This window comes from Microcoleus sp. B3-D2, from assembly GCF_036705345.1.
Classification (GTDB): Bacteria; Cyanobacteriota; Cyanobacteriia; order Cyanobacteriales; family Microcoleaceae; genus Microcoleus.
Genome location: NZ_JAUBUG010000023.1, coordinates 20954 through 37377, shown reverse-complemented (window position 1 = coordinate 37377; position 16424 = coordinate 20954). Strand labels below are relative to the sequence as shown.

Here is a 16424-nt window from a genome sequence, read left to right as displayed (position 1 = left end):
TTAGTCTCAAAATGTCTACTTTGGACATATTGTCAAGGGAAAGTTATGATAGTTTACAATGTAGGAGACACAAAAAATCCTGCGAAACGTCATTCCGATCAATTTCGCATCAATCTCAGCAAACTGGAGGAGCGATTTTATGGATATGCCTACAACCAGCCTCAGCATGGAACAGCAGTTCAAACTGCAAGTGCTACGCGAAGAAGTCAAAAGGTTAAGCCAAGACCAAGCTCAGGAATATTTGCTCGAAGTTATGCGGCAAAACATGGTAAAAGAAAACCTGTTCAAGCATTGGATGAAGAATATGTGAACTCTTCGAGCATTTCTTCACAAAAATCAGTGGCTTGTATCTGCAAAAAGTACGATCGAGCTTTTAATCATAAAATCCAAAATCCCGCTTTCTCCAAGAAAGCGGGATTCTAAATTCACAAAAGCTTTACGGGGTTTTTTTTGTCGCTACCAGACTCAGCAAATTAAATATTTTTAATCTCTTAGAAAGGGACTTTGTTTGTGTAGCGATAGCTTAAAACCTGTCGCGGAATCAACCAAAACGGCCACTCACATAATCCAAAGTAGACTCTTCTTTCGGACTTTGGAAGATTACCTCAGTCTTGTCACACTCCACAAGATAGCCAAACCGCTTCCCATCGTCAGAAAGTTTAGCATTGAAAAAAGCAGTCAGGTCAGAAACCCGAGAAGCCTGCTGCATATTGTGAGTAACGATCACAATCGTATATTTTTCCTTGAGTTCCCGCATCAACTCCTCAATCTTAATCGTAGAAATCGGGTCAAGAGAAGCGCAAGGTTCATCCATTAACACTACATCAGGATTAATCGCGATCGCCCTAGCAATACACAAACGCTGCTGCTGGCCACCCGAAAGAGAAAAACCGCTTTGCTTTAACTTATCCTTCACCTCATCCCACAAATAAGCTTGGCTGAGCGATTTTTCCACCAGCTCATCCATATCCCCCTTATAATTGTTGACCCTCGCACCGTAAGCAATGTTGTCATAAATCGACTTGGGGAAAGGATTCGGCTTTTGAAACACCATCCCAATCTTGCGGCGCACCTCCACAGCATCAATATCAGGATCGTAAAGATTTTGACCCTGGTAATCAATTCTACCCTCTAAACGAAAACCGCTAACTAAATCGTTGAGGCGGTTAAAACATCGCAGAATTGTACTTTTACCGCAGCCCGACGGCCCAATCAAGGCAGTAATGCGATTTTTAGGAATCTCCATTGAAACATTTTTAACCGCGTGAAAACCGCCGTAAAAAATATTGATATTTTCTGTCCGTAAAACTGTTTCCGCTTGCTTGTCTAAATCCATCATCATACAGGTAACAATCCTCTCAAATTTTACTCAAAACCTGGGTTACATTCGGCCTTAACCATAAGTGGATAAATGCCTTTTTAAAACTCACCCTTCAATACACTTTTTTGTGAGTAGCCCAGCGAGAAAGAATACTCGTCAATAAAACCATAAACACCAAAATCAAAGATGCAGCCCAAGCCAATTCTTTCTGTGCCTTAAAAGGAACCGTTGCAAAGTTGTACACCAAAACCGAAAGACTCGGAGTTGGCTTATCAAATCCTGCCGGCCAAAAAGGCGAATTCAACGCCGTGAAAATCAAAGGAGCAGTTTCTCCAGCAGCGCGAGCAATTGCCAGCGTCACGCCCGTTAAAATAGCCGGAATTGCCGCAGGCAAAACCACCTGCAAAACCGTCTGATAATTAGAAGCACCCACACCAACCGACGCCCATCTAATATCTTGCGGGACGATTTGTAGAGCTTCGTCAGTAGTCCGCACAATCGTGGGCAACATCAGCACTGCCAGCGCCGCACCCCCTGCAATTGCCGAAAAACCTCCCATATTTACCACGAACAAACCGTAGGCAAATACCCCGGCAATAATCGAAGGAACGCCGCTGAGTACATTAGTAGCAAAGCGCACCCAGCGAGCAACTTGACCGCTGCTGAATTCCGACAAATAAACGGCTGCCAATACACCAAAAGGCACAGCAATTAAAGAAGCAATTCCTACCGTCATCAATGTACCGAGAATTGCATTAGCAATACCGCCTCCCGATAGTCCGGGCGGTGGTGGCAGCTTGGTAAACAAGTCTAAATTCAGGCGATTGAAACCTTGTACGGTGACGTAGTAAAGCACTGCAAACAAAGGCAGCAGAGTGAGTGCCAGACTAGCTCCAGCCAGTACAGTCATCCCCAGACTAAACAGCGCTTGCGGGCTGTTTTTAACCTTCTTCAAACTTCCTGTTTTCGATACCAAAGGATTCTCATCGGAGACGCTATTTGACATAAACTAAAACTATGTAGGAAATTGCGGCCAACTTCTAGTTGTACTTCGCTCTTACTCGAGAAACAATCCACTCTGCCAAAATATTAACAATCAGCGTCAGAATAAACAGAATTAGCCCCGTGTACATCAGAGCGGCCACTTGCAATCCCGAAGCTTCGGCAAATTGATTTGCCATCAAAGAAGCAATAGTATTTGCAGGAGCTAGCACAGAAGCACTTAACTGATTGGAATTGCCAATTAACAGAGTTGCGGCCATTGTTTCTCCCATCGCGCGACCGAGCCCGAGCATAATTCCGCCCACAATGCCGGAAAAAGCCGCTGGTACGAGCACTCTAAAAATGGTTGTCCAGCGAGTAGCTCCCAAACCGAGAGATGCTTGCCGCAAATCGGGCGGGAGACTTGCCAAAGAGTCGCGGGAGATAGCAGTAATAATGGGCAGAGTCATGATTCCCAAAATAACTCCGGCTGGCAACATTCCCGGGCCGACTGGCGGAGTGCTAAAAATCGGCAGCCATCCGAAGTTACCGTTGAGAAACTTTCCGACAGTGCTAATAATGGGAATCAATACAGCAATTCCCCACAAACCGTAGACTACGCTGGGAATGGCAGCTAAAAGTTCTACTAAAAAAACCAAAGCTGTACGCACTGGCAGCGGCAAAAAATCTTCACTCAAGAAGATTGCAGTCCCTACTCCTAATGGTACAGCAATTAGGAGCGCGATCGCCGAACTGACGATCGTCCCGTAAATCATCGGCAGCGCACCGTACTCTTCTTTAACCGGATTCCAGCTACTGCCAAACAGAAAGCCCAAACCGTACTGTTGAATCGCAGGTAAAGCCCTGTAAGCAACGGTGAGCGCGATTGCCAGCAAAATTACACCTACTCCTATGCCCAAAATCCGCGTGAGCCAGATAAAGCCTCGATCTAAGGACTTTTCTGCTCCAGAGCGCGATCGGCTCTCTGATTGAGCGCTGTGATTATCTGAAATCATAGAAAAAAAACCAAATATATAGTAGCCGAAAATAGCCTGTTTCGGAAAAAGCTAGAAGGAAGCAGAAAGAAAGACCATCAATAAAATCAAAGAGGGGCGGGTTTATTAATTCCCTGACTTTTCAACAAGTATTTCTGGTAAAACCCACCCCTACACAGATGCACCGATTGTTACATAGAAGAGGGGCGGATTTATTAATCCCCTGACTTTTTAACAAATATTTCTGGTAAAACCCGCCCCACAGAAATATCTCTCTTCGTTCTTCCTGATTTTTACCCGCACGCACAATGCCGAAGGGCTTTTTTCCCTCTGACAACAGTCAACAGTCAACAGTCAACAGTCAACAGTTACTATTTGGCAACCTCAATCTTGTAGTCTGGGCTGATGCCGTCCGCGGCCGCTGCTACTTTTTCTTTAACGCTTTGGGGCAGAGGAACGTAGCCCAATTCGGAACTAACTTTTTGACCTTCAGTTAAGCCGTATTCAACCATTGCCTCGATGGTTTTGGCTTTGTTGGGGTCAGTAACTGTTTTGGGGACCAGCATCCAAGTGTAGGTGACTATTGGATAGGATTGAGCGCCTTCGGGGTCTTCGATAAATGCTCGCAGGTTTTCCGGCATCGGCACAGTTGCTAAAGCTTGAGAAGCTGATTCGTCGGTAGGTGCGACAAAGCTGCCTGCTTTGTTTTCCAAAGATGCAAATTTGACATTGTTGTTTTTGGCATAGCCGTATTCTATGTAGCCGAGGCTGCCGACGGTTTGCAGAATTTGGGCTGTGACGCCTTCGTTGCCTTTTGCGCCTACGCCTACGGGCCACTCTACTGTTTTGCCGTCGCCTACTGCACTTTTCCAGTCGGGGCTGATGGCACTCAGGTGTTTGGTGAAGACGGCGGTGGTACCGCTACCGTCGGAACGGTGGACGATGGTGATGGCTTGGTCTGGCAATTTAGCGGTCGGGTTGGCGGCTGCAATTCTGGGATCGTTCCAGTTGGTAATTTTACCGGCGAAGATATCTGCGTAAACATCCCGTGGCAGTTTCAGCGGTTCGGTTAAGTCTGGCAGGTTGTAGCCGATGACGATGCTGCCGGCTGTCATGGGCAGCAAGATCACGCCTTTGTCCGCTGGAACCTTGGCGATTTCGTCGTCTTTCATGCCGGTGTCGCTGGCCCCAAAGTCTACTGTGCCTTTGGTAAATTGTTCGACTCCGGCGCCGCTGCCTACTGATTGATAGTTAATTTGTACTTTGGGGTTGATTTTGTTGAAGTCTTGAAACCAACGCTGGTACAGAGGGGCGGGGAATGAGGCGCCGGCTGCGGTGATGGCTACGTCTGAGGCTAGGGCGAGTTTGGTGTTTTCCGCTGTGCCTGTGGCTGCAACGGGGGAAGCGCCGGGTGATGCTGCGGTGTCGCCGGGGCTGGGGCTGCTGCTCGCGTTTTGGCTGTCACTGCGGCAAGCTGCTACACTGAGGGCGATCGCCATTACGGTAATTGCTGTAGTCAGACGCTTTGGATTAATCAAGTTGAGACGAAAAAGCATAGGTATAAAAAATCTGCGATCGTTATATGGGTGTCCCGCATCAGCATAGCGCGCAAAAGTAAAGGTTAGGTTAAGAATCTTTACACTTAATCGCCATTTAATATTAATTAATATTATTAATGTTATTTATGAGCTTGACAAGTGTGATTGTATATGATAAGGGCAAGATAAAGTGGTACGGAAACCAGCATTCGATCGCCCGTTAGCGAAGCCCTCGAAGAGGATCGCGAAAAAGTCCCGATTAAATTATCACAAGATCCAGGCTTGAGAACCAGAAAACCATACAATGGTGGTTGTTTTGACAGTAGTGCTAGTATTAATAATTTGAAAGCTGCGGGCATTGAAGCTTGCATCTGACAAATACATTTTGACGAATGCTGTTTGATGATATAGCAACCGCCCTGACGGTTAGGACGTTCTTAATTGCACAAACATAAACGGTCGATTGCAACTTCGGTCTTCCTTCTTTCTTCTGCTATAATGCCTGCTCCTATTGAACTAATCTGGGCTGTTATTGGTTTGCTCCTGACGATAGCAGGCAATTTTTTGCCTGCATCTGTCACAATTCCGATTGGGTTGTGGGACGATCGAGGACTTCAGGCGTACTCTTTAGGTGTTACCTTTCAAATTGGAGCCGTTTTGCTAGTAGGCTGCATGGGGGGGAAAAATGCAGCAGCTCTCTCGCAAATTGCTTATTTGGCATTAGGATTAACGGGGTGGCCAGTTTTTTCTGAAGGCGGCGGCATCGGCTATCTCACACAAGCGCGTTTTGGGTATTTGCTGGGTTTTGTGCCTGGTGCTTGGGTGTGCGGCTGGGTGGCTTTTAAGGTCGCTTCGCGGCTGGAATCTATGGCTTTTAGCTGTTTGTGCGGTTTGTTCACTGTTCACGCGATCGGCTTAATTTATCTAATTTTTACTTACTGGCTGCCTCCGGCAAAAAAAACACCTTTATTCGATGAGATTCTTAAATATTCGGTTTATCCCCTGCCGGGACAATTGGCGGTAGTTTGTGCGATCGCAGTGCTGTCATTTACTTTGCGCCGGTTGATGTTTTATTAATTGCGAAGGATGAAGGAAGTTCGGCAACGGATTCGCTCGACGGATGAAACGGATGTCAGGAAGAAGGAAGAAGGAAGAAGGAAGAAGGAAGAAGGAAGAGGTAACGGGTAATTGTGCAAAATAAGGTTATACTATACATTGCGAAACGGGAGAGTCATCTCGCTGCGGCTCGGATTGCTTTGCTGCACTGCATTCTGCTCGCGATGACAAGTGAGATTGGAGTAAATTCTCTCATGCCCGATGCCCCATTTTCTATTGCTTAATTCATGCGTTTTAAAAGAAATCCCTTGTTCTGGATTGCTGCGGTTATCAGTTTAGTTTTAGACCACCTGACTAAGTTTTGGGTGGTACAAAATTTTGACTTGACACTTCCTCCGCAGACGCAGCCGCTGTTACCTGGGGTGTTTCACTTCACTTATGTTGTTAATACTGGTGCCGCTTTTAGTATGTTCAGCAATGGCGGGGCGATGTGGTTGCGCTGGCTGTCTTTGGGCGTTAGTGTGGGATTGATGGTGCTGGCTTGGTTCGGGCCGCGAATTAACCGCTGGGAACAAGCTGGCTACGGTTTGATTTTGGGGGGAGCACTGGGGAATGGGATCGATCGATTTGTTTCGGGTCACGTTGTAGATTTTATCGATTTTCGGATCATTCGGTTCCCGGTATTTAATCTGGCAGATGTGTTTATTAATGCTGGGATTATCTGTTTGCTGATTGCAACTTTTAACAGTACACCGCCTACTCCGACTACTCCGAGAACTCAGGACGATCGCAATTCTATTTCAGAGTAACTTTGAAGAAGCAAGAAGGAAGTTCGCCAACGGATTGGCATTATAGGGATGTCACGGATGTAACAGCTAACTAACGGTAGGGTGCGTCAGGGGGGAGATTCTTAGTTTGTGGTCGCCACATTCAACCCTGAGGCACCCTACAATGACTTTGGTAATGGCTTAAAATGAGATAAGAACAGACCTATTGTTAAAACTAAATTTGCCCGTGACTCCTAATCCCTTTGCTCAAGAACGCTTACTATTTGCCCCAGCAACGCCCGATGCTGATGCTATCCCGACTATTTTTGCTTTTCCCAACGAGTACACGGTGGGTATTACCAGTCTCGGCTATCAGATAGTGTGGGCAACTTTGGCTGTGCGATCGGATATTGAAGTGGGCCGTTTATTTACTGATATCCGGGAACAACTTCCCCGAAATCCCGAATTACTGGGATTTTCGCTTTCTTGGGAACTAGACTATGTAAATATTCTTAATTTATTGGAATCTCTAGAAATTCCGATTTGGGCGTCAAAACGAACTGATAATCATCCGATAGTATTCGGCGGTGGCCCGGTTTTTACTGCTAATCCCGAACCTTTTGCCGATTTTTTTGATGTGATTTTGCTGGGGGATGGCGAACATCTCATTGACAATTTTATTGATGCTTGTAAAGAAGTCCGCAAAGCCGACAGATTAACTAAATTGCGGCATTTAGCCCAAGTTCCGGGAGTTTACGTCCCCAGTTTGTACGACGTAACTTATCTGGATGCGGCTGAGGGTATTAAATCGATTCAGCCTGTCGATTCGGGAATTCCCAGTATGGTTGAAAAACAGACTTATCGCGGCAATACTTTATCTGCTTCCACTGTGGTGACAGAAAAAGCGGCTTGGGAAAATATTTACATGGTGGAAGTGGTTCGGAGTTGTCCAGAAATGTGCCGTTTTTGTTTGGCAAGTTATCTGACTTTGCCGTTTAGAACTGCGAGTTTCGAGGGTTCGCTGATTCCGGCGATCGATCGGGGTTTAGCTGTGACTAATCGTTTGGGTTTGTTGGGTGCTTCGGTCACTCAGCACCCGGAATTTGAAGCGTTGCTGGATCATTTGAATCATCCAAAATACGACGGCGTGCGGTTGAGTCTTTCTTCGGTAAGGACGAATACTGTGACAGTTAAATTGGCAGAAATATTGACCAACCGAGACAGCAAATCTGTGACGATTGCGGTGGAAAGCGGGAGCGATCGCCTCCGCAAAATCGTTAACAAAAAACTCACAAATGACGAAATTATTCAAGCTGCTATCAATGCTAAAGCTGGAGGTTTAAAGGGAATTAAACTTTACGGGATGGCGGGAATTCCCGGCGAAGAAATGGAGGATTTAGAGGAGACGGTGGCGATGATGCGGGCGATTAGAAAAGCTGTTCCCGGTTTGCGGTTGACTCTGGGATGTAGCACTTTTGTCCCGAAATCTCACACTCCTTTTCAGTGGTTTGGAGTGAATAAAGATGCCGAGAAGAGGCTGAAATTTTTAGATAAAGAATTGCGGAAGTTAGGTTTAGAATTTAGACCTGAAAGCTATAATTGGTCGGTGATTCAGGGTTTGTTGTCAAAGGGCGATCGGCGGTTGTCTCGGCTGTTGGAATTAGTGCGGCATTACGGCGATACTTTGGGCAGCTATCGGCGGGCGTTTAAGGAGTTGCGGGGACAGTTGCCGGAGATGGATTTTTATGTTTTTCAAGAGTGGGAATTGGATCAGGTTTTGCCTTGGAGTCATTTAAAAGGGCCGCTACCGGAGGCGACTTTGAAGAAGCATTTGGCTGAGGCGATGAGTCATACAAAAGGATGTGAAAATTCACTAATTCCGGTTTATTAAAAATGAGAACTGAAAAAATAACGACTGGTTTGAAAACTCCTAGTAGCTACTATATTGAGATCATCACAACTTTTCCACCCTGTCCAATTACGTGCGAAGCTGAGTCAATCGCTACCAAAAATCGGATTGATTCTATTGTGAGTCGGAGCAATCTGACGCAGGACGCTCGGGATTACTTAAACGTGTTGGGTACTCTTGTTTATGATTGCGAACAAAAACATGAGCCAATGCCAGTCTTGAAAGGTATCGCACTACTGAAAGCACTGATGGTTGAAGACAATATTCAAGAAAAAGATTTGGTTAATATTTTTGAATCAGAGTCTTGGGTATCTGAGATGATGGATGGAAAGCGGGAACTGACGGCGAGTCAAATTCAAAAGTTAGCTAAGTTTTTCTATCTTTCCCCTCTGGCATTTCTTGAGTATAATTAATTGCCAGGATACTGGGATGAGTGACGCACTATAATATAATTATGCCCGAAGTCCAACCGAAAGAAATTCAGCGTTATACTACGCCAGATAACAAAGTGCCTTTCGATCAGTGGTTTGATTCGCTGAGAGATATCAATGCTCAAGCCAAGATTATATCTAGGCTTAACCGAATTGCTGATGGTAATTTAGGAGACTATCGCTCCGTGGGGGAAGGCGTATGCGAACTCAAAATCAATTATGGGCCTGGCTACCGAATCTATTTTGGACAAATAGGAATGACAATTGTGATTCTCATCTGCGGAGGCGATAAAAGCACTCAAGACAGAGATATTCGCCAAGCTAAAGAATACTGGACAGATTATAGGAGTTAAGACAATGCCTAAAAGCCTACCTTATCATCCATTTTTGATTGAATCTCTCAGAAAAAAGCCCGAACTAGCAGCAGCCTATATAACGGCGACATTAGAGGAAGAAGAGCCGGAACCTGAACTGCTAAAACGAGCTCTCAGCGATGTAGCAGAAGCTCTAGCTCAACCAAAAATGACTCCAGAACAATATGAATTGCACTTAAAAAAACTGGATGAATTGCTGTCGCAGCAAGGAAGTGATGCGATTTATAATCTGGGAAATTGGCTGAATGCTTTGGGATTGAAACTAACTGTTGCTGTTTGTACTGATACAGAGGATAATATTGCAAATGCTGAAACGCGATCGCACTTAACTGTCTAGCCAAACGATACAATGCCCAATTTTAAATATTCGTCGCTGATTAATGCCACCGTTGAAGCAGTCTGGAACTTTCACGAAAAGCCCGACATTCTGCAACTTTTGACTCCGCCTTGGCAACCAGTGAAAATCATTCGCCGCGAAGGGGGACTCGATGTGGGTGCTGTATCAGAATTTCGGCTGTTATTGGGGCCGATTCCTGTAAAATGGGTGGCGACTCACACTGAGTGCGAACAATATCGCTTGTTTGTTGACGAACAAACTGAGGGGCCGATGGCACGTTGGGTTCACCGACACGAGTTTACCTCAGAAAATGGCAAGACTAGATTGACAGATGCGATCGCATTTTCGATACCGGGCGGCCCGATTGTGGATTTGCTGTTAGGTTGGTGGGTGGAAATGCGGTTAACAGATATGTTTCGCTACCGCCACGAAGTCACAAAAAGAGAGTGCGAAAAAAATGCAAACAACGGCTGAATATTACTGTGCTTTCTGCGGCGAACCGAGTACAACTTTTGTTGATATCAGCGGTGGTATGGAGCAATCATATATCGAAGATTGTCAGGTTTGCTGTCGCCCAAATGTTCTGTATGTCAGAATAGATGAAGATACCCTGGATATTGAAATAGATACTGACTATCAAGAATAAGTGACTATCAAAATGTATGAATTGCATTTGATGTAGACTTGGTAGAATTCATAAATTTTGAAGCTGCTGCTTCTACGAAAGCCTTAAAAATTCGAGAGTTGAACGAACAGTTTGGCGACATTTCCGGGTGCCATTGAATTGCTATCATCCAAGGGTGATAGCAGTGCTCCATTGCTTCTACCAAAGTGTCAGGTGCATCGGCTACAATTCGCCAATCGGAGGTTACCTTCCGCACAGCTTGATGATGCCAGGAAACAACTGTTGTTGACGTTTTTCCCATAATTTTTGCTAGCCGACTGGTTGGCTCAATTTCAATGGTATGCTCGATCGCACGCGGGGGAATTCCCGATCCGTGATTAACCTCGTCTCCGTAAGCATCCGGTACGTGAATCACCAAACTGCCGCCGCTGGCTACGTTCAACATTTGCATTCCCCGGCAAATCCCCAACACAGGTATGTCAGCCTTCAAAGCTAGCTTTGCTAAGCTTAATTCAAAATTGTCGCGTTCTGCATTAACCGAGTAAACAGTGCGATCGACATAACCGCCATAAAGTTCGGGGTTAATATCTCCGCCCCCCGAAAAAATCAAACCGTCTACTGCATCAAAAATACTAGCCGGATCTAATTGATTGGGCGGCAGCAAAATCGGAATGCCACCAGCAGCCTGAACTGCATCAATATAAGCTCCATTTAAGCGATATTCGCCTGCTGAACAGCGGTTGTATGTTGTGATGCCAACGATAGGAAATTTTTTCATTTGCTAGAGACTGGGAGATAATTATTTAGATTAATACTCAGATTTGGCACTATTTGTAATCAGTGTTTCATGGGGGGGCTAGAAGCCCACCCCACAATAAAACTTACTTACTTATTGTGAAACAGGCATCTTGCCTGTTTCTTGCCGGATTTCTTGTGATTCCTAGATTAAACTGAGCATTCCCTGCGCTGCTGTCTAATTTGTAACAGTTTCAGTATTAGTTTCCGGCAGCGGTTTGCGCGTGCACAGATAAGCCAGTGGCCCGAACAGCGGCACTAATGTCACTGCCCAAAATGCTGCGACATTCTGCATTCCTCGGCGCGCCATGTCGTCTGCCAATAAGGCAGGAAATAGCAGGCAAAGCATACAAAAATCTAAACTCATTACGTGGATAAAACGGTTGGTTTGCCACTGTCCAATAAAATCAGACCAATCGCCTTTTGTCAAGCCAAAGGCAACTAAAGCAGCAGCAGCTAATGTTAAGAAAATTCCCGTAAAGCGGGAGTCTAATATCTTTAAAAAGATATTTTTATGACCGGGAAATTCAGGATTCGGTTCGCGCAGGGCTAAATAAGGCAGCAAGGCAACGGCGCCGACGCCAAAGGATAAAGTGGCAAATAGCCATGCAGGTATTTTCTGCCCCCTGCCGTCAGCAAATAAGACGCAACTGTAGATGAGCGGCCAGACTCCCATGATGTTGAATAACGCTACAATTAAAGGGTTGATGTCTGCTATTTTGCCTGTGGAAATATTGGTAATTAGTGTGATGGTTTTTTCTGGGCTGTCGGGTGGTGCAAATACAAAGGCGTAGGTGAGAAATGCAATCCAAATCAGCCAAAATCCAATTTTTCGGAACATAGTTAGTTTTCTTTACTTCTAATATTACTATAGCAAGCTTAAAGGGTTTTTGAATAAGACTTTTTTTGTTTACAGCAGAGGACGCAGAGGACGAGAGGAGAATATCTGAATGTATTATTATTTGGTATTGCGGGTTTTGGGCCGATTGCTAAATTTTTGCATAAATTGGCGATCGATCCAATCTTTCCAATACCACAACAACCGTGATTCCCACATGAAGTTACCGCGAGATGCGATCGCCCTTTTATTCCCAGTACCAATTAACCCTAAATATTGTTTCTGCGGTGCAAAGGGTTTCAGCGGTTTTTCCAATAAAAACTGCTGCAAATTTTCAAACAGCGGTTTGCCCTGACGCACGGCAAACACGCCTGCTTTGGGACGGGGATAATTAACCATCGCAGCGATATCTCCAGCCGCAAATACGTTGGGGTGAGAGACTGATTGCAGGCAATCGTTGACTTGGATAAAGCCGTTTGAATCTGCTGCTAAACCGGATTCTCCGATCCAATGGGCTGCCGATGCTTGTGTCACCCAAAAAATGCGATCGCACTCTAATTCTAAACCTGATTTACAGGAAATTTGGTAATCGGTAGGGAATTGAAGAGTGGTTTCCCTCTTAATCTTTTTTACAGCACAGACTTTTTCCTTTAAATGCAATTGAATGCCGCGACTGATGAGAATTTGTTGAAGGCGTCGGCGCACCCGCTGATTATGTCCCTGCATCAATTCAGCACCGCTGTGAAACAAATGAATTTCTAATTCTTCTTCTTTCTTCCCCCTTCCCTTTTCTCTCTTAAGTCTTTCGCTGTACCTTAATATCCATCCGTTAAATCCGTTACACAATCCGTTGCCGAACCCTTCTTCCTTCCCCAATCGAGATTGCATATTTAATGCTAATTCTACGCCGCCTGCACCCCCACCGACAATGGCGATCCGCAACGGTTTTTGGGGATGGTTTTGCCTTTGGGAAATTAACTGATTCCAGCTAGCTAAAAACTCCGGTACGGGTTTAGCTGCGATTGCATATTCTGCAGCACCCGGTACAGATAAACTCGCAGGAGTGCTGCCGATATCCACAGAAAGCAAGTCAAAATTAACCGGAGGGCGAGTTTGACAAATAACTAAATTTTTGTTAAGGTCGATCGCGATCGCCCGATCGATTAATATTTGACACCCGGCAAATTCAGCGAGCGATCGCAAATCGATGTGACATTCATCATAATCGTAAAACCCGGCAACGTGCCCCGGCAGCATCCCGGAATAAGGCGCGTGCAGCACGTCGCTAATCAAAGTTAAACGCACTCCAGGCAGCGGTTTGAAACCGAACATTTTTAATACAATAGCATGACTGTGACCGCCACCAATTAAGACTAAATCTTTCACAATTACAGATGTTCGATCGAAATGTTCCAGCACCAATATTGTACAGCACTCGCACTCCTTGGGCCGCACTCTCCGGTAAGGAGAGCTTGCACTGCGTAAGGAATGATTTCTTAGCAGTTAGACAGAATGCTGTCACTTAGCCTCTGTCTCAGAGATTATACTTAGCTCAGTTGCGATCGGAGCACATCAATCCACCCATTGCACTTAATAGATTCCACATTCAGCGCAAATGGCTGTAGACTGTAGAGCGAGCAAATTTTATCACCAAATTATGCCGGGGTGTGTTTCAATAGCTAACTCACCATTCAAAACTATGACATTACGCATCATTCCGCGCAGTTGGCAGCGATCGATTAAAACTCTTTTCCCGCTTCTGTTTGCCCTCTCATTCATTATAGTATTGCTGGCGAACAACTTGATTCCGGCGATCGCCCAGCAACCCCGCCAGGAAATTCGTGGCGTTTGGATGACGACAAACGACAAAGACATCCTCAGAGATCGTCGCAAACTAGGAGATGCTGTCAGCCAATTAAAGCGGTTAAATTTCAACACAATTTATCCTGTAGTCTGGAATTCTGGCTATGCAATGTATCCCAGCTATGTAGCGCAGCAAAGAGACATTCAACCCTTTGTTTACAGAGGGTTAGACGGACAAGATATGATCGCCGATTTAATTGATAAAGCTCACCGCCAAGGCCTGTTAGTAATTCCTTGGTTTGAGTTTGGTTTCATGGCTCCTCCCACCTCAGAATTAGCCACACTTCATCCCGAGTGGCTGACACAAAAACAGGACGGCAGCCAAACCTCAAACGACGCCGGCGGCGAAGTTGTTTGGCTTAATCCCTTTCATCCAGAAGTGCAGCAATTCATTACCGAACTCGTACTAGAAATCACCACTCAATATAACGCAGACGGCATACAATTTGACGATCACATGAGTTTGCCGGCGGAATTTGGCTACGATGACTACACAGTTGCTTTGTATACCAAAGAAACAAAAAAAGCTCCCCCCAAAGATTTTCAAAATCCAGCATGGGTGCAATGGCGAGCCAATAAAATTACCGCTTTTATGTCGCAGCTAAATCAAGCCGTCAAAGCAGTAAAACCCCAGGCAATTTTCTCAATTTCTCCCAATTACTACGATTTTGCTTATAAACATCACCTACAAGATTGGCTGGCTTGGGTGCGTTTGGATATTGCCGACGAGCTAATCGTGCAAGTCTACCGTCCCAATCTAGAATCATTTGTGGACAAGATTAACCGTCCAGAAATGCAAGAAGCACAGCAAAAAATTCCCACCGGAGTTGGGATTATGACAGGTTTGAGAAATAACCCAGTACCGATTCACCAAATTAAATCTCAGGTGCAAGCAGTCCAAGGATACGGCTTAGGCGTCGCTTTCTTCTACTACGAAAGCTTGTGGGAATATGCACCAGAACCCCTCGCCCATCGACTTTCTCAATTTAGTGCTTTCTTCCCGTCTTCCGCATTCCGAACAGCGCTACAAATACCCAGACGCGCGGCGACTTTCCCTCCGCCGGCGCCACCCAAACCAGACCCGAAAGCTAAGCCAGAGCAACCTATTAAAAACACGGCACCTTCCCCCTCGCCAACCACGTAAAAGAATTAAAGAGTCCTCAGTCATTGGTAATTTTGTAGGGTGTGCCATTAGCCCGACAGTCCAACAGGGGTTTAAACCCCTGTCTCATAGCTGAAGTCGTCTAAAGACGACTGTAGCAATTTTATTAAAGCTGTTTTTGTATAGAGTTAGCGCAGAATAAGCTGTTGTACATTTAAATTGTATGTTGAGGGCGGGCTTTCCTGCCCATCCCACAAGAGTTAAAACTTATTTGACCGTGCCATTTAAATGCGGATTAGCTTATATGTGTAACTCTAATTTTCAAAATTGAGATTACTATTTGAGTCGGTTTTAACCGACTTATGCTATTAGACAGGGACTTGATTCCCTGGCGGCCCGTAACAGAATAAAACAGCTCTACTGGGGGGTAGGGGATACCGAGTTATGTTCCTATAAAATATCCGTATTACCAACAACTAGCATCAAAAAAATGCCAACTAACCAAAAAATTTTACTTCCAAAAATCGGCTGCGGCACTTGGGCCTGGGGCAACCGATTGCTCTGGGGCTACAATGAAAGTATGGACGACGAATTGCAAGCAGTTTTCAATCTTTGTGTTAGTAACGGCGTCACTTTATTCGATACCGGTGACTCTTACGGAACAGGGAAATTAAACGGACGCAGCGAGCAGCTTTTGGGGCAGTTTTCTCAACAATATCAAGGTGCAAATAAAGACAGTATTTGTATTGCGACCAAACTGGCTGCTTATCCTTGGAGGCTGACGCGACAATCAATGATATCGGCTTGCAAAGCCTCTGCTGCGCGCCTCGGAAAAAATGTAGATTTGGTGCAAATGCACTGGTCTACCGCCAATTACGCTCCTTGGCAAGAGGGGGCTCTTTTGGATGGTCTGGCTGACCTTTATGAGCAAGGATTGGTCAAGGGAGTGGGCTTGTCTAATTACGGGCCGAAACGGCTGAAATGGGTGCATCGGAAATTTAGCGATCGCCAAATTCCTATTGTTACTTTACAAGTGCAATATTCGCTACTTTCTACCTATCCGGTGACAGAACTCGGATTGAAAGATGTTTGCGATGAATTGGGGATAAAATTGATTGCTTACAGTCCTCTAGCCTTGGGTTTGCTGACGGGTAAATACTCGGAAAATGGCTCTCTTCCTAAAGGTATCCGAGGTTTGGCGTGCAAGCAGCTACTTCCGGGAATGCGATCGCTTTTGGAGTGTTTGCGAGAAATAGCGGCATTCAGAAACAAGACTGTTTCGCAGATAGCAATTAAGTGGTGCATCTGCAAAGAAACTATTCCGATTCCGGGGGCTAAATCTGTGGAACAGGCGAGGGATAATATTGGTGCTTTGGGCTGGGAGTTAGACTCCGGGGAGATTGCCGAATTGGATAAGGCAGCGGCGAGTGTAGATAAGAAAATGGTGCAGAATATCTTTCAAACTCGGTAATATCTCAGATGTTGTACCATT

The 16424-nt window shown here is 45.3% G+C and carries 18 protein-coding genes; 11 read left to right on the top strand and 7 right to left on the bottom strand.

Annotation, left to right across the window (positions count from 1 at the left end; translation table 11 throughout):
- The first annotated feature begins 139 nt into the window (after positions 1-139).
- Entirely contained in the window at positions 140-310 is a 171-nt protein-coding gene (locus QUB14_RS11290; protein ID WP_190734295.1) for an NblA/ycf18 family protein, read from the top strand.
- A gap of 231 nt (positions 311-541) precedes the next feature.
- Here the strand turns inward: QUB14_RS11290 and pstB are convergent, their stop codons facing one another.
- The 4 genes from pstB to pstS all read right to left on the bottom strand — a co-directional run bounded on the left by pstB (position 542) and on the right by pstS (position 4853).
- Complete coding sequence (pstB, locus tag QUB14_RS11285; RefSeq protein ID WP_190657593.1) at positions 542-1342, bottom strand: phosphate ABC transporter ATP-binding protein PstB; 801 nt, start codon at positions 1340-1342, stop codon at positions 542-544.
- Positions 1343-1433: 91 nt separating this feature from the next.
- Entirely contained in the window at positions 1434-2327 is an 894-nt protein-coding gene (gene pstA, locus QUB14_RS11280; protein WP_333217393.1) for a phosphate ABC transporter permease PstA, read from the bottom strand.
- Between the two features lie 34 nt (positions 2328-2361).
- Positions 2362-3318 (bottom strand): phosphate ABC transporter permease subunit PstC, encoded by a 957-nt coding sequence (gene pstC / locus QUB14_RS11275; RefSeq protein ID WP_333217394.1) that lies wholly within the window; start codon positions 3316-3318, stop codon positions 2362-2364.
- Positions 3319-3668: 350 nt separating this feature from the next.
- Positions 3669-4853 (bottom strand): phosphate ABC transporter substrate-binding protein PstS, encoded by a 1185-nt coding sequence (gene pstS / locus QUB14_RS11270; RefSeq protein WP_333217395.1) that lies wholly within the window; start codon positions 4851-4853, stop codon positions 3669-3671.
- A 480-nt stretch (positions 4854-5333) separates the two neighbouring features.
- Here pstS and QUB14_RS11265 point away from each other — a divergent pair, with 480 nt between their 5' ends.
- The 8 genes from QUB14_RS11265 to QUB14_RS11230 all read left to right on the top strand — a co-directional run bounded on the left by QUB14_RS11265 (position 5334) and on the right by QUB14_RS11230 (position 10355).
- Complete coding sequence (locus QUB14_RS11265; RefSeq protein WP_333217396.1) at positions 5334-5912, top strand: biotin transporter BioY; 579 nt, start codon at positions 5334-5336, stop codon at positions 5910-5912.
- Between the two features lie 266 nt (positions 5913-6178).
- Positions 6179-6700, top strand: a complete 522-nt coding sequence (gene lspA / locus QUB14_RS11260) for a signal peptidase II (protein ID WP_333217397.1) — start codon at positions 6179-6181, stop codon at positions 6698-6700.
- Between the two features lie 205 nt (positions 6701-6905).
- Positions 6906-8549 (top strand): radical SAM protein, encoded by a 1644-nt coding sequence (locus QUB14_RS11255; protein ID WP_333217398.1) that lies wholly within the window; start codon positions 6906-6908, stop codon positions 8547-8549.
- Between the two features lie 2 nt (positions 8550-8551).
- Positions 8552-8980 (top strand): transcriptional regulator, encoded by a 429-nt coding sequence (locus QUB14_RS11250; RefSeq protein ID WP_333217399.1) that lies wholly within the window; start codon positions 8552-8554, stop codon positions 8978-8980.
- Positions 8981-9021: 41 nt separating this feature from the next.
- The gene (locus QUB14_RS11245; RefSeq protein ID WP_172189571.1) at positions 9022-9351 is read left to right on the top strand and encodes a type II toxin-antitoxin system RelE/ParE family toxin; all 330 of its coding nucleotides are present in this window, start codon (positions 9022-9024) and stop codon (positions 9349-9351) included.
- Between the two features lie 4 nt (positions 9352-9355).
- Positions 9356-9709, top strand: coding sequence for a transcriptional regulator (locus QUB14_RS11240; RefSeq protein ID WP_333217400.1), 354 nt, complete (start codon positions 9356-9358; stop codon positions 9707-9709).
- Positions 9710-9721: 12 nt separating this feature from the next.
- Positions 9722-10183 carry an SRPBCC family protein gene (locus QUB14_RS11235; RefSeq protein ID WP_333217401.1) on the top strand — a complete coding sequence of 154 codons (462 nt, stop codon included), beginning with the start codon at positions 9722-9724 and terminating at the stop codon, positions 10181-10183.
- Complete coding sequence (locus QUB14_RS11230) at positions 10167-10355, top strand: CPXCG motif-containing cysteine-rich protein (RefSeq protein ID WP_006635525.1); 189 nt, start codon at positions 10167-10169, stop codon at positions 10353-10355. Before QUB14_RS11235 ends, QUB14_RS11230 begins: the two co-directional genes overlap by 17 nt.
- 7 nt (positions 10356-10362) lie before the next feature.
- Here QUB14_RS11230 and QUB14_RS11225 read toward each other — a convergent pair whose 3' ends face one another.
- The 3 genes from QUB14_RS11225 to QUB14_RS11215 all read right to left on the bottom strand — a co-directional run bounded on the left by QUB14_RS11225 (position 10363) and on the right by QUB14_RS11215 (position 13353).
- Complete coding sequence (locus tag QUB14_RS11225; protein ID WP_333217402.1) at positions 10363-11112, bottom strand: gamma-glutamyl-gamma-aminobutyrate hydrolase family protein; 750 nt, start codon at positions 11110-11112, stop codon at positions 10363-10365.
- A 195-nt stretch (positions 11113-11307) separates the two neighbouring features.
- A complete protein-coding gene (locus QUB14_RS11220) occupies positions 11308-11970 on the bottom strand; it encodes a DUF2834 domain-containing protein (protein ID WP_190734315.1) in 663 nt (220 codons plus the stop codon).
- Between the two features lie 117 nt (positions 11971-12087).
- Complete coding sequence (locus QUB14_RS11215; protein WP_333297195.1) at positions 12088-13353, bottom strand: FAD-dependent oxidoreductase; 1266 nt, start codon at positions 13351-13353, stop codon at positions 12088-12090.
- Between the two features lie 229 nt (positions 13354-13582).
- Here QUB14_RS11215 and QUB14_RS11210 point away from each other — a divergent pair, with 229 nt between their 5' ends.
- Both QUB14_RS11210 and QUB14_RS11205 read left to right on the top strand, forming a co-directional pair.
- Positions 13583-14974: a glycoside hydrolase family 10 protein gene (locus QUB14_RS11210; protein WP_333217404.1), complete on the top strand. Its 1392-nt coding sequence runs from the start codon at positions 13583-13585 to the stop codon at positions 14972-14974.
- A gap of 448 nt (positions 14975-15422) precedes the next feature.
- Complete coding sequence (locus QUB14_RS11205; RefSeq protein ID WP_333217405.1) at positions 15423-16403, top strand: aldo/keto reductase; 981 nt, start codon at positions 15423-15425, stop codon at positions 16401-16403.
- The last annotated feature ends 21 nt before the right edge of the window (positions 16404-16424 follow it).